Source organism: Streptomyces sp. NPDC107575 (assembly GCF_055657265.1).
In genome coordinates, this window is sequence record NZ_JBVKBG010000007.1 from 337,497 (window position 1) to 357,443 (window position 19,947).

Below are 19,947 nucleotides of genomic sequence, written 5' to 3' on the forward strand. Positions count from 1 at the left end.
GGGAAACAGCACCATGTCGCTCGTCAAGGACGCCACAGTCCTGGCCGACGAGGTGAACGTTGTCCGACCCGTCGCACAAAAGCGGCGGGGACGACGGGACAACCTCGCCGGCTATCTCTTCATGTCGCCGTGGCTCGCGGGATTCCTGCTGCTCACGGCGGGGCCGATGATCGCCTCGCTCTACTACGCGTTCACGGACTACAACCTGTTCGCGGCGCCCAAGTGGATCGGCCTCGACAACTTCACCGCCATGTTCGACGACCCGCGCTGGCAGAAGTCCGTGCAGGTCACGCTCAAGTACGTGGTCATCGGCACCCCGCTGAAGCTGCTGCTCGCCCTCGGCGTCGCGCTGCTGCTCAACCAGAGCCGCCGCGGCCAGGGCCTGTACCGCGCCGCCTTCTACGCGCCGTCGCTGATCGGCGCCAGCGTCTCGGTCGGCTTCGTCTGGCGGGCGATCTTCTCCGACAACGCCGTCGTCGACAAGGGACTCGGCTCGCTCGGCCTGAACCTCGGCGGCTGGATCGGCGACCCCGACCTCATCCTCTACTCGCTCGTCGCGCTCACCGTCTGGCAGTTCGGCGCGCCCATGGTCATCTTCCTGGCCGGGCTCAAGCAGGTGCCGAAGGAGCTGTACGAGGCCGCTGCCGTCGACGGCGCGGGACCGCTGCGCCGGTTCTGGAACATCACCCTGCCGATGATCTCCCCGGTGCTCTTCTTCAACGTCCTGCTGGAGTCGATCCACTCGTTCCAGATCTTCGGCTCCGCGTACGTCGTCTCCAACACGTTCTGCGGACCGGCCGACGCCACCCTCGTCTACACCTGTTACCTGTACCAAAAGGGTTTCCAGCAGTCCCAGATGGGCTTCGCGTCCGCGATGGCCTGGATGCTGCTGCTGGCCGTCGCGCTCGTCACCGCCGTCCTGTTCTGGTCCCAGAAGAAGTGGGTGCACTACGAGGAGGACGTCAAGTGACCACCGTCGCACCGGAGTTGTCGAGCCAGGCCAACCCGCGCAAGCGCACCGGCTCCATCGTCTGGCACGTCTTCGCGCTCGCCGTGCTCTGCGTCGTCCTCTACCCGGTCGTCTGGGTGATCGGCGCCGCCTTCAAGCCCGGCAAGCAGATCATCGGCTCGCTCGACCTCTTCCCCGCCGACCCCATCCTGGACAACGTCAAGGGCCTCGCCGACGGCATCGCCGGCATCTCCATCAGCACGTTCTTCACCAACTCGCTGTTCTACGCGGGCCTGGCCGTCGTCGGCGTCGTCGTCTCCAGCTCCCTGACCGCGTACGCCTTCGCGAAGATCCCCTTCAAGGGGCGCAACCTGCTCTTCGCGCTGATGATCGGCACCCTGCTGCTGCCGTACCACGTGCTGCTCATCCCGCAGTACGTGATGTTCCAGAAGCTGGAGCTCATCAACACGTACGTGCCGCTGCTCGCGGGCAAGTTCCTCGCCACCGAGGCCTTCTTCGTCTTCCTCATGGTGCAGTTCATGCGCGGACTCCCGCGCGAACTGGACGAGGCGGCACGCCTCGACGGCTGCGGACACCTGCGGATCTACTGGTCGATCGTGCTGCCGCTGTGCCGGCCCGCCCTGATCACCAGCGCGATCTTCACGTTCATCAACGCCTGGAACGACTTCATGGGCCCGCTGATCTACCTCAACGAGCCCTCCAAGTACACGGTCTCGCTCGGCCTGATGATGTTCCGCGACCAGCAGGGCATCTCCGACTACGGCGGTCAGATCGCCATGGCGATGATGGCGCTCATCCCGGTCATCGCCTTCTTCATGGCCTTCCAGCGGTATCTGATCGACGGCATGGCCACGTCGGGGCTCAAGTGAGGGCCGCCGCCGTACGCAAGCCGCGACCGGCTGTCGAATCGCGGCGGCGCGTCGGGTTCGCCGTCTTCGCCGAGTGCCTGCTGACCGGGGTGTGGATCGCGCTCGCGTCCGTGCCCGTCGTCACCGCTCCGGCGGCCTTCGCGGCCGGGGCCCGGCATCTGCGCCGCCATGTCACTCAACAGGGCGGCGGATGGCGGGAGTTCGTCGCCGACCTCCGTGCGGCGGCCCGGCGCGGCTGGCTCGTCGGCCTGGTCGGCGTGGTCGCGTGGCTCGCCGTCCTGGTCGACGTACGGGTCGCTCGCGCCGGACTGCCGGGCGGCCAACTCGCCGCAGCCGTCGGCATCTTCGCGCTCATCGGTGGCGCCGTGATCGTGCTGCGGGCCGCCGCCGTGTGGCAGCCGGACCGGTCCTGGCGGGCGCTCCTCCGCGACGCCGCCCGGCGCACCGTACGCACCCCGGGCGGGTCCCTGCTCCTGGTCTGCGGAATCGCGCTCGTGATCCTCGGCGCCGAGTTCCTCACGCCCCTCGCGGTCCCGGTCCTCGGCATCCTCGCCGCCGCGGCGGTCGCGGTGGAGGAGCGCGGCCGGGCCGGGTGAGCCGACGTCATACGTAGTACGCGATCCCGTCATACGTACAACGCGAATCCGTCATACGTAACACCCCCTCAACCCCCTTCTCGTACCCCACGTTTGGCATGCACGGAAAGGAACGACGATGTCCCCCATTCCCCGCAGGTCCCTCCTCAAGGCCGCCGCGGTCGCCGGCGCCGCCGCGCAGTTCAGCTGGGCGCTCGGCGACAAGAAGGCGCAGGCCGCACCGGCCGCAGCCCCCGCGGAGGCGGAGCCCGTCACGCTCGGCTGGCTGGAGGACGGCGGGCTCGGCGCGGCCCCCGGCGCCACCGTCGGCGTGCCCTGGCCCAAGGGCGCGTACGACAAGGGGCAGGAGTTCGCCCTCACCACCGAGGACGGCAAGCGGGTCCCCGTCCAGACCTGGCCCCTTGCCCAGTGGCCCGACGGCTCCCTGAAGTGGACCGCGCACGCCGTCGGCCCCGGCGCCGGGGCGGGAAAGCTGAAGCTCGCCGCCGGAACCGCCGCCGCGCCCGACAAGAAGGTGAGCGTCTCGACCAGCGGGGGAGTCGTCACCGTCGACACCGGCGTCATCGTCGCGAAGCTCGGCAAGAGCGGATCCAGCCTGGTCAAGACCGTCACCCGCGGCTCCACGGAGATCGCCAAGGACGGCCGCCTCGTCCTCCTGCGGCAGGGCGAGATCGAGGACGGCGACCAGGGCACCCAGAAGTACGAACGCTTCGAGTCCGTCATCGAGGAGACGAAGGTCGAGCAGGAAGGACCGGTCCGCGCCGTCGTCCGCATCGACGGCAAGCACCGCAAGGGGAACCGCAGTTGGCTGCCCTTCTCCATCCGCTTCTACTTCTACGCGGGCGCCGAATCGTTCCGCATGGTGCACACCATCACGTACGACGGCACCCAGGAACCCGGCAAGGCCTCCGGCGACTTCATCCGCGGGCTCGGCGTCCGCTTCACCGTGCCGATGCGCGACAAGCCGTACGACCGGCACATCCGCATCGGCGGCGAGGGCACCGGCATGCTCCGCGAAGCCGTCCAGGGCATCACCGGACTGCGCCGCGACCCGGGTGCCGCCGTGCAGGCCGCCCAGTTCGCGGGCGAGAAGCTGCCCGACCCCTCGACCTGGGACCAGCGCGTCACGACCCGCCTCCAGTACATCCCGGAGTGGGGCGACTACAGCCTCTCCCAACTGTCGGCGGACGGGTTCACGCTCAAGAAGCGCACGAAGAAGGGCCACGGCTGGATCGGCGCCGGCGGCGGCCGCCGCGCCAGTGGCTTCGGCTACGTCGGCGGTGCCGGCGGCGGACTCTCCTTCGGCCTGCGCGACTTCTGGGAGAAGCACCCGGCAGGACTCGACATCCGCGGCGCCCAGACCGACGAGGCCGAGGTCACCCTCTGGCTCTGGTCGCCCGAGGCCCAGCCCATGGACCTGCGCTTCTACCACGACGGCATGGGCCAGGACACCTTCGCCGAACAGCTCGAGGGCCTCAACATCACATACGAGGACTACGAGCCCGAGTTCGGCACCCCGTACGGCATCGCCCGCACCAGCGAGCTGATGTTCTGGGCCAACGATGCGACGCCCGAGCCGGAGGCGTTCGCCCGGCAGGTCGAGGCCGTGCGCGTACAGCCGCAGCTGGCCGCCCCGCCGAAGCAGCTCATCAAGGCGAAGGTGTTCGGGCCGGGACTGTTCTCCGAACCGGACCGCTCCACCCCCGCCAAGGCCAAGATCGAGGACCACCTCGACTTCCTCTTCACCTACTACAAGGACCAGGTGGAGATGCGCCGTTGGTACGGCTTCTGGGACTACGGCGACGTGATGCACTCCTACGACCCGGCGCGCCACCAGTGGCGCTACGACGTGGGCGGCTACGCCTGGGACAACTCCGAGCTGTCGCCCGACATCTGGCTGTGGATGGCCTATCTGCGCTCAGGGCGCGCCGACATCTTCCGCTTCGCCGAGGCCATGACCCGGCACACCGGCGAGGTCGACGTCTACCACCTCGGCAAATGGGCGGGCCTCGGCACCCGGCACGGCGTCCAGCACTACGCCGACTCCGCCAAGCAGCAGCGCATCGCCAACACCACGTACCGCCGCTACTACTACTTTCTCACCGGCGACGAGCGCGTCGGCGACCTCATGCACGCCAACGTCGACTCCGACGAGACGTTCCTCGTCCTCGACCCGCAGCGCAAGGTCCGCCCCGACCCCGACTACAAGCCCGACCCGCACGCCCTGTCCATCGGCTTCGGCACCGACTGGAGCGGCCTCGTCTCGGCCTGGCTCACCGAGTGGGAGCGGCGCGGACCGAAGTGGGAGAAGGCGAAGGCCCGCGTCCTGTCGACCATGGAGACGATCGCCGCGCAGCCGAACGGGTTCGTGCAGGGCAGCGGGCTCTACGACCTCGACACCGGAAAGTTCGCGATCGCCGACAAGCCGGTCGTCGGCGTCTCCCACCTCTCGGCGGTCTTCGGCCTCAACGAGCTGTGCGCGGAGCTCATCGACCAGGTCGACATGCCGAAGTTCGAGGAGGCGTACTACGACTACTGCCGCTACTTCAACGCCACCAAGGCGGAACAGAAGGAACGGTACGGCTCCGACTTCGGCTCGCTCATCCTCTTCCAGGGCCACTCCCGGCTCGACGCCTACGCCGCCGTGCGCACCGGCGACGACAAGCTGGCCAAGCGGGCCTGGGAGAAGTTCTTCAAGAGCGACGGGTACACCGAGTCCTCGCCGTGGAAGACGGAGAAGGTGGAGGGGCCGGTGACCCTCGTCGCGGGCACCGAGGCGAACTGGGTCTACACCAACGACACGGCCCTGTACGGACTCGCCGCCATCGAGAACCTGGCGCTGGTCGGCGACAAGATGCCCTGACCCCGGCAGACTCTGTCCATGGACTGGAAGGCCGTGGACGGGAAGGCCGTGGAACGTGGACTGGAACCATTACCGCTTTCGCAGCGTGTGGGAACTGCCCGCCCCGCCGGGCGCCGTGTACGCGGTGCTCGAGCGGGCCGAGGAGTACCCGCGGTGGTGGCCCCAGGTCCGCAGGGTGACGCCGCTGGACGGAAGCGCGACCAGCGGCATCGCCGTCTTCCGGTCCTTCCTCCCGTACGAGCTGCACGTCACGGCGCGCGAGACGCGTCGGGATCCGGCCGCCGGAATCCTGCAGATCACGATGACCGGGGACCTGGAGGGCTGGGCGCGCTGGACGCTGACGCCGCTGCCCGGCGGCGGGACGCGGGCGGTGTACGACCAGGAGGTCGAGGTCGGCAAACCGCTGATGCGCCGGTTCGCGGTCGCGGGGCGGCCGGTGTTCCTCGCGAACCACGCGTGGATGATGCGCGGCGGGCGACGGGGGCTCGCCGCCCATCTGCGACCGGCCTGACGCAACCGGTTTGAACACAGGGCGCCGCGACCTGTATTGTTCAACGCGTTCCCGGGCGATTAGCTCAGTGGGAGAGCGCTTCGTTCACACCGAAGAGGTCACTGGTTCGAACCCAGTATCGCCCACCCGGAGAATGACCGGTCCGCCGTATTGGTGGGCCGGTTTTTCGTTTTTCCTTTCGGGCCCCGACGGGGGAACGATCAGGCCGCCGCCGGAAGTTCCGGGCGCAGTGGCCACGCCGGGTCCACCACCTCCGGGTTGCCGCTGCGCGCGAACCAGGCCTGCAGGCCGCGGGCCTGCGCCGCGTGCCAGACCGCCTGCAAGGTGTGCAGCTCCGCGGGGGAGAGTCGCTCCAGGCGGGACGCGAACCGGCGGCCCACCGCCCGCACCAGATCGAGGGACGCCAGGGCGTCCGCCCCCGCGTCGTGCGCCTCCGCCAGCTCCACCTCGTAGTGCTCGCACAGGTCGGTCAGCGTGCGGCGGCCCTTGCGGTAGCGGTCCAGGTGCTTGTCCAGGACGCGCGGGTCGACCACGCACAGGGACGCCGTCTCCAGGTAGTGGGAGAGCGACGAGGCCCGGTGCCGCTTCAACTCGCGGTCCAGCAGCGTCAGATCGAAGGGCGCGTTCATCACGACCAGCGGTCGGCCGGCGGCGGCCTGCTCGGCGAGCGCGCGGCCGACCTCCTCCATCACCGGCGCGGGCCAGCGCCCGTTGCGTTGAAGATGCTCATCGGTCAGTCCGTGCACCTCGGTGGCACCGGGGGGCACCGGCACCCCGGGGTTCACCAGCCAGCGCGTCACTCGCGGTCGCGTTCCCGCCGCGTCCTGCACCACGACCGCGGCCGACACGATGCGGTCGTTCTCCACGTCCACGCCGGTCGTCTCGGTGTCGAAGGCGGCCAGCGGCCCTTCGTACCAGCACGTCATGATCTCTCAACTCCTGCTTCCCGCGCGGCAGATGACGTCCCGTCGACGTGTTGTCCCTGCCCCAAGCGGTGATACCCGCGCTGTTTGCGTCGTACGCCGAGCGGTGACAACACAGGTACGAGTCACGGCAGTTCAGCGGGGTGCCATCGGCGCGAACCCGCTTTCCCGGAAGGCCAGTTGGACCATGGCGCTCGCGCGGCCCGAACGAGGCGGGCTGCTGCCCGAGCGGATCGCACCGCCGCGCGGCACACTCGCCACCACCGCCTGCATGGAGACCCTGCAGGTGGGCTATCTGCACGCCGTGGCCGCCGCCGCGGGGTGCTCGCTCTCCCAGCCCTTTCCGGACAACGGCATCGACTGGCACGTCAGCCACAGCTCGCCCGGGCACGCCATCGACGACGAGGTCACCATCAAGGTGCAGCTCAAGGCGACGTACCAGGTCGCGCCCGACCCGCCGGGTCCCTCCTTCGCGTTCACGCTCGACAACGCGCACCTGGAGAAGCTGGCCCGCACCCCGGTCTCGGTGCACAAGATCCTCGTCGTGATGCTCGTGCCGCGCTCGCAGGACGACTGGCTGCGGGCCGCCCACGACCGGCTCGACCTGCGGCACTGCTGCTACTGGATGAACCTCGCCGGACACCCGGTCACCGGGCGGCGCAGGACCACCGTGCGCGTCCCGACGGCGCGGATCTTCGACGACCGCGCGCTCTGCGAGATCATGGCGAGGGTGGGCGCGGGTGGACGGCCCTGACGGCCCAACTCGGCCCGGGCCGAAGGGAGTTGTGTGATGCAGCACCGCCCGATCGATGAATCCCTGCGCCCGCTCGGCGCGGGGCGCGGCCACCCCGTCGACCTCGTCGGGCCCGAGCCCGGACAGGTCGACCCCGCGGTGCTCGGCGCCCTGCTCGACCGGCACGGCTGGCAGCGGCGCGGCGGGGCCGCCGGCCGGTACGCGCGCTGGACGCTGCCGGGGGCCGGCGCCCGGACCAGCCTGCTCGTGCCGGAGAGCCGGGCCTTCCCGGACAGCGAGGAACTCCTCGGCGAGGCGCTCGTCGCCCTCGAACGCAGCGGTACGCCCTCAGCGCGCGAGGTCCTTGTCTCCCTCGCCGTGCCGAGCGACGAGATCCGCTGGACGCGCGATGTCCCGGCGGGGCCCGCGGGCGCCTCGCCCTGGCCCGCCGAGGAGCAACTGCGGGGCGCGGCACGGCAGATGCTGCTCGCCGGTGCCCTCGCCGCGCGCGGCCGGGCCGGGTACTACGGGGCGAGGCACCGGCGGCCCGCGGCCGCGGCCCTGGAGAACGTACTGGTGCAGACGGCGTCCGGCGGGCGCCGTCTCACCGCGTTCGTGCCGGTCGCCACGGGGCGGATGCTCGCCGTCCGGCTGCACCAGGCGCTGTACGCGGTGCGCGAGGCCATCGACTACCGGCGGGCCACCGGTGGCATGGACGCGTTCGACGGCGCGATCGAGGCGGGCGTCAGCCATGAGCTCACCGAGGCGCTCGTCGCGCTGGTGCGCGGCACCGAGGGCGCGCGCGTCGGCGTGGCCTGGGCGCCCGCCGCCGGGGTGCCGGGGGAGTGCACGGACGGCGACGCGCCCGTCGAGTTCTCACCCGGCGACCTCGACGTGCTGCGGGAGGCCGGGGCCCGCTTCCTGTACGCCGAACCCGCCGTCTCCGTCCGCGTCACCGGCACCGTCGTCCGCATGCGCCGCGCCGGGCCGCGCGGCCCGGGCACCGTACGGCTCCGGGTGCTCGCGGGCGTCGAGGTGCCGCACGTACGGATGACGCTGGACGAGGAGGCGTACCGGATCGCGGGGCACGCGCACCTGGTGGGCCTGCCGATCCGCGTGCACGGCCGGCTGGAGAGCCGGGGCGGGTTCCGCCGTCTCACCGACGCGACCGGCGTCGTACCCGTGCAGGTGGAGGAGGCCGAGCGGGACCGGATGATGAAGTCGCTCCAGGAGAACCTGGACTTCTTCGAGGAGGCGTGCGCGGGCGAGGAGCCGTGACTGCTACCGATGCGCGTACAGGTCTCTGAGCAGGGCGATCTCCGCCGAGTGGTGCAGCATCTCGCGGTTGATGTGCAGCACGAGCGTCGCCATCGGCTCCTTCTCGTACGGGCCCTCGGCCGGACCGCACGGGCGGGCGAGCGCCGTCTCGTCCAGGCCGCGCACGCCCGCGATCCACGTCGCGTACGCGGCGTCCAGGCGGTCCAGGGCGTCGGCGGCCGTGCCGGGATAGTCGTACGTCATGTAGTCCACCGGCTCCGCCCCGAAGTGCGACGCGTTCCGGGCGCCGAGCACGCCCACGAGGATGTGGCCGAGGCGCCACGCGATCGTCGTCACCGGGGCGGGGACCGGCTCCGGGTACTCGAAGTCGATCGTGAGGTCCCCGGAACCGCCCTGGATGGCGGCGGTGCCGGTGCCGCGCGGATGCAGGGTCCAGCAGTCCGGCACGGGCTCCCAGAAGTACTCGTCGTCGCTCAGCCCCGCCAGGCGGTCGCGGAGCTGATGGCGCCAGTGCCAGTCGAGCTGGTCGGCGAGGAGCGTGTTCCAGTCGAGTGTCATAGGTCTCACGCTAGATCCCGGCACTGACAGTTGCCCGGCCTGCGGGCGGCCGTCCCGGGTAACCGTTTCGCGAGCGGCCCTGGTGACTCGGTACGATCGTTGCTGCGCGCGTCACAGGTAATGGCGCGGCGTTCCATCTTCAGGTAGGAGAAGTCCGGTGTCTGACGTCCGTGTGACCATCCAACGCGATTCCGAGCGGGAAGAGCGCGTGGTGACGACGGGCACTACGGCCGCCGAGCTCTTCCCCGGTGAGCGCAGCATCGTCGCGGCCCGTGTGGCCGGTGAGCTGAAGGACCTCGCGTACGAGGTCGCCGACGGCGAGACCGTCGAGCCCGTGGAGATCTCCTCCGAGGACGGCCTGAACATCCTGCGGCACTCGACCGCGCACGTCATGGCGCAGGCCGTGCAGGAGCTGTTCCCCGAGGCCAAGCTCGGCATCGGCCCGCCCATCAAGGACGGCTTCTACTACGACTTCGACGTCAAGGAGCCGTTCACCCCCGAGGACATCAAGCGCATCGAGAAGAAGATGCAGGAGATCCAGAAGCGGGGGCAGCGCTTCTCGCGCCGCGTCACCACCGACGCGGACGCCGCGGTCGAGCTCGCCGACGAGCCGTACAAGCTGGAGCTCATCGGCCTCAAGGGCAACGCGGCGCAGGCCGCCGACGGCGCGGACGCAGAGGTGGGCGGCGGCGAGCTGACCATCTACGACAACCTCGACGCCAAGACCGGCGAGCTGTGCTGGAAGGACCTCTGCCGGGGCCCGCACCTGCCCACCACCCGCGTCATCCCCGCGTTCAAGCTGATGCGCTCGGCCGCCGCCTACTGGCGCGGCAGCGAGAAGAACCCGCAGCTCCAGCGCATCTACGGCACCGCGTGGCCGTCGAAGGACGAGCTGAAGGCGTACCTGGAGTTCCTCGCCGAGGCCGAGAAGCGCGACCACCGCAAGCTCGGCGCCGAGCTGGACCTGTTCTCCTTCCCGGACGAGCTGGGCCCCGGCCTCGCGGTCTTCCACCCCAAGGGCGGCGTGATCCGCAAGGTCATGGAGGACTACTCGCGGCGCCGCCACGAGGCCTCCGGCTACGAGTTCGTGAACACCCCGCACATCTCGAAGGAAGCGCTCTTCGAGACCTCGGGCCACCTGCCGCACTACGCGGAGGGCATGTTCCCGCCCATCCAGTTCGACGAGCAGAACTACCGCCTCAAGGCGATGAACTGCCCGATGCACAACCTGATCTTCAAGTCCCGCGGGCGTTCCTACCGTGAACTGCCGCTGCGGCTCTTCGAGTTCGGCACCGTGTACCGCTACGAGAAGTCGGGCGTCGTGCACGGCCTGACCCGCTCGCGCGGCTTCACGCAGGACGACTCGCACATCTACTGCACCAAGGAGCAGATGGCGGAGGAGCTCGACAAGCTCCTCACCTTCGTCCTCGACCTGCTGCGCGACTACGGCCTGACCGAGTTCGAGCTGGAGCTGTCCACCCGCGACGACTCCGACAAGTTCATCGGTACGGACGAGGACTGGGCGGAGGCCACCGAGGCGCTGCGCTCCGCCGCCGAGAAGCAGGGCCTGCCGCTCGTGCCCGACCCGGGCGGCGCCGCGTACTACGGCCCGAAGATCTCCGTGCAGGCCAAGGACGCCATCGGCCGCTCCTGGCAGATGTCGACCCTCCAGGTCGACTTCAACCAGCCGAAGCGGTTCGGCCTGGAGTACACGGCGGCGGACGGCTCGCGCCAGCAGCCCGTCATGCTGCACCGCGCCCTGTTCGGCTCGATCGAGCGGTTCTTCGGCGTGCTCCTGGAGCACTACGCGGGTGCGTTCCCGGCGTGGCTCGCCCCGGTGCAGGCCGTCGGCATCCCGATCGGTGACGGCCACGTCGCGTACCTGGAGGAGTTCGCCGAGAAGGCGCGCGCCCAGGGGCTGCGCGTCGAGGTCGACAAGTCCTCGGACCGCATGCAGAAGAAGATCCGCAACCAGCAGAAGGCCAAGGTGCCCTTCATGGTCATCGCGGGCGACGAGGACATGAACGCCGGTTCGGTGTCCTTCCGTTACCGCGACGGTTCGCAGGAGAACGGCATCCCGGTCGACGAGGCCATCGCGAAGATCGCGAAGGTCGTCGAGGAGCGGGCGCAGGTCTGACGCTCAGCGTTTTCCGTCGGAGGCCCTCGGGGAGTTCCCCGGGGGCCTCTCGCCGTCCGGCCCCGCCTCCCGCTCGCCCTCCCGCGCGAACACCTGCAGCAGCCACGACGAGAACGACCCCGTGACCGCGCCGAGCAGCGCCAGACCGCAGGCCATCACGCCCACCGCAACGAGCCGGCCGAGCGGTGTCACCGGGGCCAGATCGCCGTAGCCCACGGTCGACAGCGTCGTGCAGGTGAACCACACCGCATCGCCGTACGTGCGGATGTCCGCGCCGGGCGCCGTGTGCTCCTGCTGGTACAGGGCGAGCGAGCCGGCGAAGCCGAGCAGCGTCACCGACAGTCCCGCGTACGCGATCACGCGCGCGTGCAGCGAGAGCCGCGGCTCGTTCTGCCGGCGTTGCACCGTCTCGTAGGCCTGCACGATCCGGACGGGGCGCAGCAGCGGGAGCAGCAGGACGAGCGTGTCCAGCCAGTGCGTGCGCAGGAAGCGCGGCAGCCGCTGTCCGCTCAGCCGCAGCCGCACCACGTAGTCCACGAGGAACACTGCCCACGCCGTGAGCGTCGCCGCCAGACACAGGTCACGGACGGGGCCCGGCAGGCCGTGTCCGAGGACGCGGACCGCGTACCCGGCGAGGTAGACGAGCGAGGCCACCGCCAGGACGACGCCGTTGTGCCGCTCCCAGCGGGCGAGTGGGGTGTCGGTCATCCGGACAGCATCGCCCGCGCCGACCTGGGGTGGTACCCGCCGACACGCCCCCGTGAGGTGACGCCATATGCTGCATTGCATGACGAGTGAGCCGGAGCAGCAGGTCGGTCCAGTGGGTGAGCCGGACGGATTCGGGCGTCTGTGGACCCCGCACCGCATCGCGTACATCCAGGGCGAGGGCAAACCGAGCGGCCCCGGAGCCGACGACGGCTGTCCCTTCTGCGCGGCTCCCGGCAAGTCCGACGAGGACGCGCTGATCGTGGCCCGCGGCAACGCCGTCTTCGCGATCCTCAACCTGTACCCGTACAACGGCGGGCACATGATGGTGCTGCCCTACCGGCACGTCGCCGACTACACCGACCTCGACCTGAACGAGACCGCGGAACTCGCCGACTTCACCAAGCGCGCCATGGCCGCGCTGCGCGCCGCCTCCGGTGCGCACGGCTTCAACATCGGCATGAACCAGGGCGCGGTCGCGGGCGCTGGTATCGCCGCCCATCTGCACCAGCACATCGTTCCGCGCTGGGGCGGCGACACCAACTTCATGCCGGTCGTCGGCCACACCAAGGTGCTGCCGCAGATGCTCGCCGATACGCGCACGGCCCTGGCGAAGGCCTGGCCGACCGACTGAGGATGTCTCCTACGCGTTGTACGTGTCGGCCTTCCCCGGCGTCGGGTCCTGGACCGCGCCGCTGAGGAAGCCCGAGCGGTTGCCGAACTTCTCGGTGTCCACGCCGTTCTCGTCGAGCACCCTGATGGCCGCCGCGTGCACCACGCGCAGCACGGGCGTGGCCGTGCGCAGCGCGTCGTCCGCCATGAAGCGGTGCCGCCACGGCTGGTCCGCCCAGGCGTGCCGCAGGCCGAACGGCTCGGGCAGCACCAGCTTGCCGCCGAGGTGGTCCAGGAGCGGCGGATACCAGGTGAAGGGGGCGCGGACCGCGATCCGGACCGCCTCGTCCGAGGTGATCAGCGGGAGCGTCTTCTCCGTGGTCTCCCAGAACCGTATGGGCTTGGAGATCACCTTCGTCCGCGGCTCCGGCTTCGACGTGAACAGGGAGTGCACCGGGCCGAGCGCGTGACCGGTCACCTCGATCCGCAGCGTCTGGTGCAGCACCGTGACCGTGATCAGCATGGTGATGACCAACTGGCCGTCCCAGAGCGTGAACTGCACGCCCAGGTAGTGGCGGCTGCCGCCGCCGAACTGCTGCTCGTTGCAGATCCGCTCTATCTCGTGCTGCCTGGTCTCGAACGCCTCCACGTTCACTCCCGAGGGGCGGGTCACGCTCTTCGCGTTCTCCCCGATCGGCGAGACGATCCAGTGCTTCACCGAAGGCGTCGGGAAGCCTCCCGTGTGGATCGGCTTGCGCTCCAGGAGGCGGAGCTGGTCGTGGATCGCGCGGACCACGTCCCAGCTGCGGAACGGGTGGATGTCCTTGCCGGGCTCCTTCGACACCAGGTCCTCGGCGAGCTGCCAGCCGCCCCAGCGCGTGCCCATGCCCAGGATGCCCTTGGGGCCGGCGTAGAACACCGAGTTCGACTGCTGCTCGGCCGACAACTTGGCGAGGTTCTGCCGCAGTTGCTCCGCGGCGGTCTCGCCGGGGCTGCCGGGCACGGCCTCCGGGATCTTCGCGCCGATCCCGCCGCCGGACAGCAGCCCGCCCCAGCGGTCGCGCAGGTCGTGGGCGGTGCGCTCGCAGATCCGGCGCGCCCACCAGCCGCCGATCACGGGCGCCACGAAGCAGGCGCGCAGATACCAGGTCCAGCCGCTGTCGGACGGAAGCTTGACGAGCACGATCGCGACGGCGACGAACACGACGGCCATGATCGCCATGGCGAGGGCGGCCCGGCCGTGCGCCGCGCGCTCGTGCTTCTTCGCCTCGCGCTTCTCCTTGGTGCTCTTGCCCTCGGCCTCCGCGACCTCCTTCTCGGCCCCGGCCACCCGGATGGTGTCCCTGCGGCGGATCTCGAACGCGGTCACCCAGAGCAGGAATCCGGGCAGGAACAGGAAGCCGAATACCACCGTGACCAGCGTCAGGAGGCTGTCGCGCTGGCGCCGGATCCGGTTGGCCGCGAGGCAGTGCTCCACGACGACCTGCGGTTCCGTGCCGAACGACTGGATGAGCGGCTTGCGGGCGCCGCCCAGCATCCGCACCTGCACGGCCCGCGCGAAGGCCTCACCGAGGTTCGGCGCGAAGAGCGACCACATTCCCTTCTTCACCTGGGACTTGTGCCACTCGTTGTTGGTCTCCTCGATCTTCACCGCCGGGTCGTCCCGGTACGCGGCCGAGGCGATGGCGAACGTCGCGGCGGTCTGGCCCGCGGAACCCTGCAGCGGGATCTGCGCGCCCGGTCGGAAGTCGAATATTCCGTCGGCCGAAGCCGGCTTGATCGTGTCCGCCACTGCCACCCCCATCACCGCACGCCGTCGCTGCGGCTTTTCCCGACTTGCCCGCCCCGCACACCTGTTGGGCGCGCCGTCGGCCGGATCCGGCTGATCTTCGACCAGCGTAGCGGCCGCCACCGACACCGGCCCCGGGGAACGGGAAGCCGGTGCGGGTGCGCGACCCCCGGCCGACTACGGGACGTCCTGGGCCTGTTCGCGGATCCGTTCGCTCAGCTGGGCCGGCATCGGCTCGTGCCGGGCGTACGTGCGGCTGAAACGGGCGGTGCCGTGCGACAACGAGCGCAGGTCCACGGCGTAGCGGCCGATCTCGATCTCCGGAACCTCGGCCCGGATCAACGTCCGGCCGCCCGGCGCCTGTTCGGTTCCGACGACGCGGCCGCGCCGCCCGGACAGATCGCTCATCACGGTGCCGACGTAGTCGTCGCCGACGAGGACCTCGACCTCCGCCACCGGCTCCAGGAGATGGATCCGTACGTCGGCCGCCGCCTCGCGCAGCGCCAGCGCCCCCGCCGTCTGGAACGCGGCGTCGGAGGAGTCCACCGAGTGCGCCTTGCCGTCGAGCAGCGTCACCCGTACGTCGATGAGCGGATACCCGGCCGCTACGCCCTTCGCCGCCTGCGCCCGCACGCCCTTCTCCACGGACGGGATGAACTGCCGGGGGACCGCGCCGCCGACGACCTTGTCCACGAACTCGATGCCCGAGCCGCCGGGCAGCGGCTCCACCTCGATCTCGCAGATCGCGTACTGGCCGTGGCCACCGGACTGCTTCACGTGCCGGCCGCGCCCCGCCGATTTCCCCGCGAACGTCTCCCGGAGGGAGACCTTGTGCGCGATGACGTCGACCTGCACGCCGTACCGGCTGCGCAGCCGTTCGAGAGCGACGTCCGCGTGTGCCTCTCCGAGGCACCACAGCACCACTTGGTGCGTGTCCTGGTTCTGCTCCAGGCGCATCGTCGGATCCTCGGCGACAAGGCGTGAGAGCCCCTGCGAGAGCTTGTCCTCGTCCGCCTTGCTGTGTGCCTGGATGGCCAGCGGGAGCAGCGGGTCGGGCATCTCCCAGGGAGACATGAGCAGCGGCGCCTCCTTCGCCGATAGCGTGTCCCCGGTCTCGGCCCGGCTCAGCTTCGCGACGCACGCCAGATCGCCGGCGATGCAGTGCGTCAGCGTGCGCTGCTGCTTGCCGAAGGGGGCCGAGAGCGCCCCGATCCGTTCGTCCGCCTCGTGCAGGGCGCGGGTCTCGTGCCCGTGGTCGGTCAGGCCGTGGCCCGACACGTGCACCGTCTCGTCGGGCCGCAGGGTGCCGGAGAAGACGCGGACGAGCGAGACCCGCCCCACGTACGGGTCGGACGCGGTCTTCACGACCTCCGCGACCAGCGGCCCCTCCGGGTCGCAGGCGTGGATGTCGAGTTCCTTCCCGTCGCGCCCCTTCACGTCGGGGGCGGCCCGCTCCAAGGGGGTCGGGAAGCCGCCGGTGATCAGTTCGAGGAGTTCGACGGTGCCGATGCCCTGCCGTGCGTCCTCCGCAGCCGGGGCCGCCGCGAGGACCGGGTGGAAGACGCCGCGCGCGACGGCCCGCTCCAGGTCGTCGACGAGCGTCTTGACGTCGATCTCCTCGCCGCCCAGATAGCGGTCCATGAGGGTCTCGTCCTCGCTCTCGGCGATGATCCCCTCGATGAGCCGGTTGCGGGCCTCCTCGATCAGCGAGGCCTGCTCGGCGTCCGGTTCCGACTCCTTGCGTTCGCCCGACGCGTAGTCGAAGAGGCGCTGCGTGAGCAGTCCGATCAGGCCCGTCACGGGCGCGTGCCCGTCCGGCGCCTGTTCGCCGCGCAGGGGGAGGTACAGGGGGAGGACGGCGTCGGGGTCGTCGCCGCCGAAGACCTCCGCGCACGTGCGCGTCATGTCCTCGAAGTCGGCGCGCGCCGCCTCCAGGTGCGTGATCACGATGGCCCGCGGCATGCCGACCGCGGCGCACTCCTCCCACACCATGCGCGTCGCGCCGGCCATCGTCTCGGGCCCGTCGGCCGCCGAGACGACGAAAAGGGCCGCGTCCGCAGCCCGCAGACCGGCCCTCAACTCCCCGACGAAATCCGCGTAGCCGGGGGTGTCCAGGAGATTGATCTTGAACCCGTCCCACTCCAGCGGGACGAGCGAGAGCTGGACCGAGCGCTGCTGGCGATGCTCGATCTCGTCGTAGTCGGAGACGCTGGTGCCGTCCTCGACGCGGCCCGCCCGGTTCACCGCCCCCGCGGTCAGCGCGAGGGCCTCCACGAGGGTCGTCTTGCCCGATCCGCTGTGGCCGACCAGCACCACATTCCGTACGGACGCGGGATGGTCGGCCGTCGCTGCCCTGCCGGCGGCTCCGGGGTGTCCGTTGGTCTTGTCGCCCATGCCTTGCCTCCCGGTTTGTTGCTCGGTGAGGTCCTAGGTCGTAATCGGCCTGTGGGCGCGGACACGCGAATCCGCGTGCGGAGGCGGCTTCGGCGACGCCCGCGGTGTCTTCGAGCTTTCCACTCGGGTCACTGTGCGTCCATACGTCGTACGGGATCGCACGCGCGCGTGGCGGCCCGTCCGCGTTCTACGCGCGCTCCTGGCTACGATGGGCCAGCCGGTGGCCAGAGGGGCCGCGCGGCCACCGACCCTCGGGAAGGCCATGCTGAACAAGTACGCGCGTGCATTCTTCACGCGTGTCCTCACACCGTTCGCCGCGTTTCTCATCCGCCGCGGAGTCAGCCCCGACGCGGTCACGCTCCTGGGCACCGCCGGAGTCGTGGCCGGTGCGCTGGTCTTCTACCCGCGCGGTGAGTTCTTCTGGGGAACCGTCGTCATCACGCTGTTCGTCTTCTCGGACCTCGTGGACGGGAACATGGCGCGCCAGCTGGGCCGCTCCAGCCGCTGGGGCGCCTTCCTGGACTCCACGCTCGACCGCGTCGCCGACAGCGCCATCTTCGGCGGCCTGGCGCTCTGGTACGCCGGTGGCGGGAACGACAGCGTCCTGTGCGCCGTGTCGATCTTCTGCCTCGCCAGCGGCCAGGTCGTGTCCTACACGAAGGCGCGGGGCGAATCGATCGGCCTGCCGGTCGCCGTGAACGGCCTTGTGGAGCGCGCCGAGCGGCTCGTCATCTCGCTCGTCGCCGCGGGCTTCGCCGGGCTGCACAAGTTCGGCGTGCCCGGCATCCAGTACCTGCTGCCGGTCGCCCTGTGGATCGTCGCCGTGGGCAGCCTCGTCACGCTGATCCAGCGCGTCGTCACGGTGCGCCGCGAGTCCGCGGAGGCCGACGCGGCGGCGGCAGCACAGGAGGGGGCCACCTCGTGAGCGGCACGCAGGAGCGGATCACCGACGCGCTGTACGGGCTCGGCTGGGGGACCGTCAAGAAGCTCCCCGAGCCGGTCGCCCAGCGCCTCGGCCGCACGATCGCGGACGCCGCCTGGAAGAAGCGCGGCAAGGGCGTGCTGCGCCTGGAGGCCAACCTCGCGCGCGTGGTGCCCGATGCCACGCCACAGCGCCTGCAGCAGCTCTCCAGGAAGGGCATGCGCTCGTACCTGCGCTACTGGATGGAGTCCTTCCGGCTCCCCGCGTGGAGCAAACAGCGCATCCAGGAGGGCTTCTCGGTCAAGGACGTCCACTACCTCACCGAGGGCCTGGACGCCGGCAAGGGCGTCGTCCTCGCGCTGCCGCACATGGGCAATTACGACCTCGCGGGCGCCTGGGTCACCACCAAGCTGGACACCCCGTTCACGACCGTCGCCGAGCGGCTCAAGCCGGAGACCCTCTACGACCGGTTCGTGGCCTACCGGGAGGGCCTCGGCATGGAGGTGCTGCCGCACACCGGCGGCGCCGCCTTCGGGACGCTCGCGCGGCGGCTGCGCGCGGGCGGCCTGGTCTGTCTGGTGGCCGACCGGGACCTGTCGTCCTCCGGTGTGGAGGTCAAGTTCTTCGGCGAGACCACGCGGATGCCCGCCGGGCCCGCGATGCTCGCCCAGCAGACTGGCGCGCTGCTGCTCCCGGTCACCCTCTGGTACGACGACTCGCCGGTCATGCGTGGTCGCGTCCATCCACCCGTCGACGTGCCGGAGACAGGTACGCGGGCCGAGAAGACGTCTGTCATGACGCAGGCGCTGGCCGATGCCTTCGCCACCGGGATCGCGGACCATCCGGAGGACTGGCACATGCTGCAGCGCTTGTGGCTCGCCGACCTCGACCATTTCGAAGAGAGGTCGGCGTGAGGATCGGAATCGTCTGCCCGTACTCCTGGGACGTGCCGGGCGGCGTCCAGTTCCACATCCGCGATCTGGCGGAGCACCTCATCGCCCTGGGGCACGAGGTGTCCGTCCTCGCGCCCGCGGACGACGAGACCCCCCTGCCGCCGTACGTCGTGTCGGCGGGCCGCGCGGTCCCCGTCCCGTACAACGGCTCGGTGGCGCGGCTCAACTTCGGTTTCCTGAGCGCCGCGCGCGTGCGCAGGTGGCTGCACGACGGCACGTTCGACGTGATCCACATCCACGAGCCGGCGTCCCCGTCGCTCGGCCTCCTGACCTGCTGGGCCGCGCAGGGCCCGATCGTCGCGACCTTCCACACGTCCAACCCGCGCTCGCGCGCCATGATCGCCGCGTACCCGATCCTGCAGCCCGCCCTGGAGAAGATCAGCGCGCGCATCGCGGTGAGCGAGTACGCGCGCCGGACCCTGGTCGAGCACCTTGGCGGCGACGCGGTCGTGATCCCGAACGGCGTCGACGTCGACTTCTTCGCGCGGGCCGAGCCCAAGGCCGAGTGGCAGGGGGACACGATCGGCTTCATCGGCCGCATCGACGAGCCCCGCAAGGGCCTGCCGGTGCTCATGAAGGCGCTGCCGAAGATCCTCGCGGAGCGCCCGCAGACCCGCCTTCTGGTCGCCGGACGAGGCGACGAGGACGAGGCGGTGGCCTCCCTCCCCAAGGAGATGCGCGACCGCGTCGAGTTCCTCGGCATGGTCAGCGACGAGGACAAGGCACGCCTCCTGGCGAGCGTCGACGTCTACGTCGCGCCCAACACCGGAGGCGAGAGCTTCGGCATCATCCTGGTGGAGGCCATGTCGGCGGGCGCGCCCGTGCTCGCCTCCGACCTGGACGCCTTCGCCCAGGTCCTCGACCAGGGCGCGGCGGGGGAGCTGTTCACCAACGAGGACGCGGACACCCTCGCCGTCGCGGCCCTGCGCCTTCTCGGCGACCCGGAGCGCCGCGCCGAACTACGCGCGCGTGGCAGCAAGCACGTCCGCCGCTTCGACTGGTCCACGGTCGGCGCGGACATCCTCTCGGTGTACGAGACGGTGACCCAGGGCGCGGCGGCGGTGGCGGCCGACGAGCGGACGGGCCTGCGGGCGCGCTTCGGCTTGGCGCGGGACTGACCCCCGCCGCGACCCC

17 protein-coding genes and 1 tRNA gene are annotated in these 19,947 nt (G+C 70.5%); 13 read left to right on the forward strand and 5 right to left on the reverse strand.

Going from position 1 to position 19,947, the window contains the following annotated elements; all coding sequences use genetic code 11:
• The first annotated feature begins 13 nt into the window (after positions 1–13).
• The 6 genes from ACZ7L4_RS34005 (at position 14) to ACZ7L4_RS34030 (ending at position 5,934) form a co-directional block, all read left to right on the forward strand.
• Positions 14–970 carry a carbohydrate ABC transporter permease gene (locus tag ACZ7L4_RS34005; RefSeq protein ID WP_472108625.1) on the forward strand — a complete coding sequence of 319 codons (957 nt, stop codon included), beginning with the start codon at positions 14–16 and terminating at the stop codon, positions 968–970.
• Positions 967–1,839: a carbohydrate ABC transporter permease gene (locus ACZ7L4_RS34010; RefSeq protein WP_472108627.1), complete on the forward strand. Its 873-nt coding sequence runs from the start codon at positions 967–969 to the stop codon at positions 1,837–1,839. The genes ACZ7L4_RS34005 and ACZ7L4_RS34010 overlap by 4 nt, the downstream gene beginning before the upstream one ends.
• A complete protein-coding gene (locus ACZ7L4_RS34015; protein ID WP_472108628.1) occupies positions 1,836–2,435 on the forward strand; it encodes a hypothetical protein in 600 nt (199 codons plus the stop codon). The genes ACZ7L4_RS34010 and ACZ7L4_RS34015 overlap by 4 nt, the downstream gene beginning before the upstream one ends.
• A 118-nt stretch (positions 2,436–2,553) precedes the next feature.
• A complete protein-coding gene (locus ACZ7L4_RS34020; protein ID WP_472108630.1) occupies positions 2,554–5,298 on the forward strand; it encodes an exo-rhamnogalacturonan lyase family protein in 2,745 nt (914 codons plus the stop codon).
• Positions 5,299–5,353: 55 nt separating this feature from the next.
• Complete coding sequence (locus ACZ7L4_RS34025; protein ID WP_472108632.1) at positions 5,354–5,809, forward strand: SRPBCC family protein; 456 nt, start codon at positions 5,354–5,356, stop codon at positions 5,807–5,809.
• Between the two features lie 53 nt (positions 5,810–5,862).
• Positions 5,863–5,934: transfer RNA gene (locus ACZ7L4_RS34030), tRNA-Val, on the forward strand.
• A 75-nt stretch (positions 5,935–6,009) separates the two neighbouring features.
• Here the strand turns inward: ACZ7L4_RS34030 and ACZ7L4_RS34035 are convergent.
• Positions 6,010–6,735 (reverse strand): exonuclease domain-containing protein, encoded by a 726-nt coding sequence (locus ACZ7L4_RS34035; RefSeq protein WP_472108634.1) that lies wholly within the window; start codon positions 6,733–6,735, stop codon positions 6,010–6,012.
• Positions 6,736–6,919: 184 nt separating this feature from the next.
• Here ACZ7L4_RS34035 and ACZ7L4_RS34040 point away from each other — a divergent pair, with 184 nt between their 5' ends.
• Both ACZ7L4_RS34040 and ACZ7L4_RS34045 read left to right on the forward strand, forming a co-directional pair.
• Positions 6,920–7,486 (forward strand): DUF4365 domain-containing protein, encoded by a 567-nt coding sequence (locus tag ACZ7L4_RS34040; protein ID WP_266725606.1) that lies wholly within the window; start codon positions 6,920–6,922, stop codon positions 7,484–7,486.
• 36 nt (positions 7,487–7,522) lie between these two features.
• Complete coding sequence (locus ACZ7L4_RS34045; protein WP_472108636.1) at positions 7,523–8,743, forward strand: hypothetical protein; 1,221 nt, start codon at positions 7,523–7,525, stop codon at positions 8,741–8,743.
• A gap of 3 nt (positions 8,744–8,746) precedes the next feature.
• On the opposite strand, the gene ACZ7L4_RS34050 is transcribed toward ACZ7L4_RS34045, so the two are convergent.
• Positions 8,747–9,301, reverse strand: a complete 555-nt coding sequence (locus ACZ7L4_RS34050) for a DinB family protein (protein WP_472108637.1) — start codon at positions 9,299–9,301, stop codon at positions 8,747–8,749.
• Positions 9,302–9,458: 157 nt separating this feature from the next.
• Between ACZ7L4_RS34050 and thrS the strand changes: the two genes are divergently transcribed.
• The gene (thrS, locus tag ACZ7L4_RS34055; protein WP_472108639.1) at positions 9,459–11,438 is read left to right on the forward strand and encodes a threonine--tRNA ligase; all 1,980 of its coding nucleotides are present in this window, start codon (positions 9,459–9,461) and stop codon (positions 11,436–11,438) included.
• A gap of 3 nt (positions 11,439–11,441) precedes the next feature.
• Here thrS and ACZ7L4_RS34060 read toward each other — a convergent pair whose 3' ends face one another.
• Positions 11,442–12,146 carry a potassium channel family protein gene (locus ACZ7L4_RS34060; protein ID WP_472108640.1) on the reverse strand — a complete coding sequence of 235 codons (705 nt, stop codon included), beginning with the start codon at positions 12,144–12,146 and terminating at the stop codon, positions 11,442–11,444.
• A gap of 67 nt (positions 12,147–12,213) precedes the next feature.
• Between ACZ7L4_RS34060 and ACZ7L4_RS34065 the strand changes: the two genes are divergently transcribed.
• Entirely contained in the window at positions 12,214–12,777 is a 564-nt protein-coding gene (locus tag ACZ7L4_RS34065; RefSeq protein ID WP_472108641.1) for an HIT family protein, read from the forward strand.
• Between the two features lie 9 nt (positions 12,778–12,786).
• Here ACZ7L4_RS34065 and ACZ7L4_RS34070 read toward each other — a convergent pair whose 3' ends face one another.
• Together ACZ7L4_RS34070 and ACZ7L4_RS34075 are read right to left on the reverse strand one after the other, a co-directional pair.
• On the reverse strand, positions 12,787–14,559 hold the full coding sequence (locus tag ACZ7L4_RS34070; RefSeq protein WP_472108642.1) for a hypothetical protein: 1,773 nt from the start codon (positions 14,557–14,559) through the stop codon (positions 12,787–12,789).
• 162 nt (positions 14,560–14,721) lie between these two features.
• Complete coding sequence (locus tag ACZ7L4_RS34075) at positions 14,722–16,938, reverse strand: elongation factor G-like protein EF-G2 (RefSeq protein WP_472108644.1); 2,217 nt, start codon at positions 16,936–16,938, stop codon at positions 14,722–14,724.
• A gap of 208 nt (positions 16,939–17,146) precedes the next feature.
• On the opposite strand from ACZ7L4_RS34075, the gene pgsA reads away from it, so the two are divergent.
• The 3 genes from pgsA to ACZ7L4_RS34090 are packed head-to-tail and all read left to right on the forward strand — an operon-like array spanning position 17,147 to position 19,931.
• Positions 17,147–17,863, forward strand: a complete 717-nt coding sequence (gene pgsA, locus ACZ7L4_RS34080) for a phosphatidylinositol phosphate synthase (RefSeq protein ID WP_472108646.1) — start codon at positions 17,147–17,149, stop codon at positions 17,861–17,863.
• Positions 17,860–18,774: a phosphatidylinositol mannoside acyltransferase gene (locus ACZ7L4_RS34085; RefSeq protein WP_472108647.1), complete on the forward strand. Its 915-nt coding sequence runs from the start codon at positions 17,860–17,862 to the stop codon at positions 18,772–18,774. Before pgsA ends, ACZ7L4_RS34085 begins: the two co-directional genes overlap by 4 nt.
• Positions 18,771–19,931, forward strand: coding sequence for a glycosyltransferase family 4 protein (locus ACZ7L4_RS34090; RefSeq protein ID WP_385763005.1), 1,161 nt, complete (start codon positions 18,771–18,773; stop codon positions 19,929–19,931). Before ACZ7L4_RS34085 ends, ACZ7L4_RS34090 begins: the two co-directional genes overlap by 4 nt.
• Positions 19,932–19,947 lie beyond the last annotated feature (16 nt).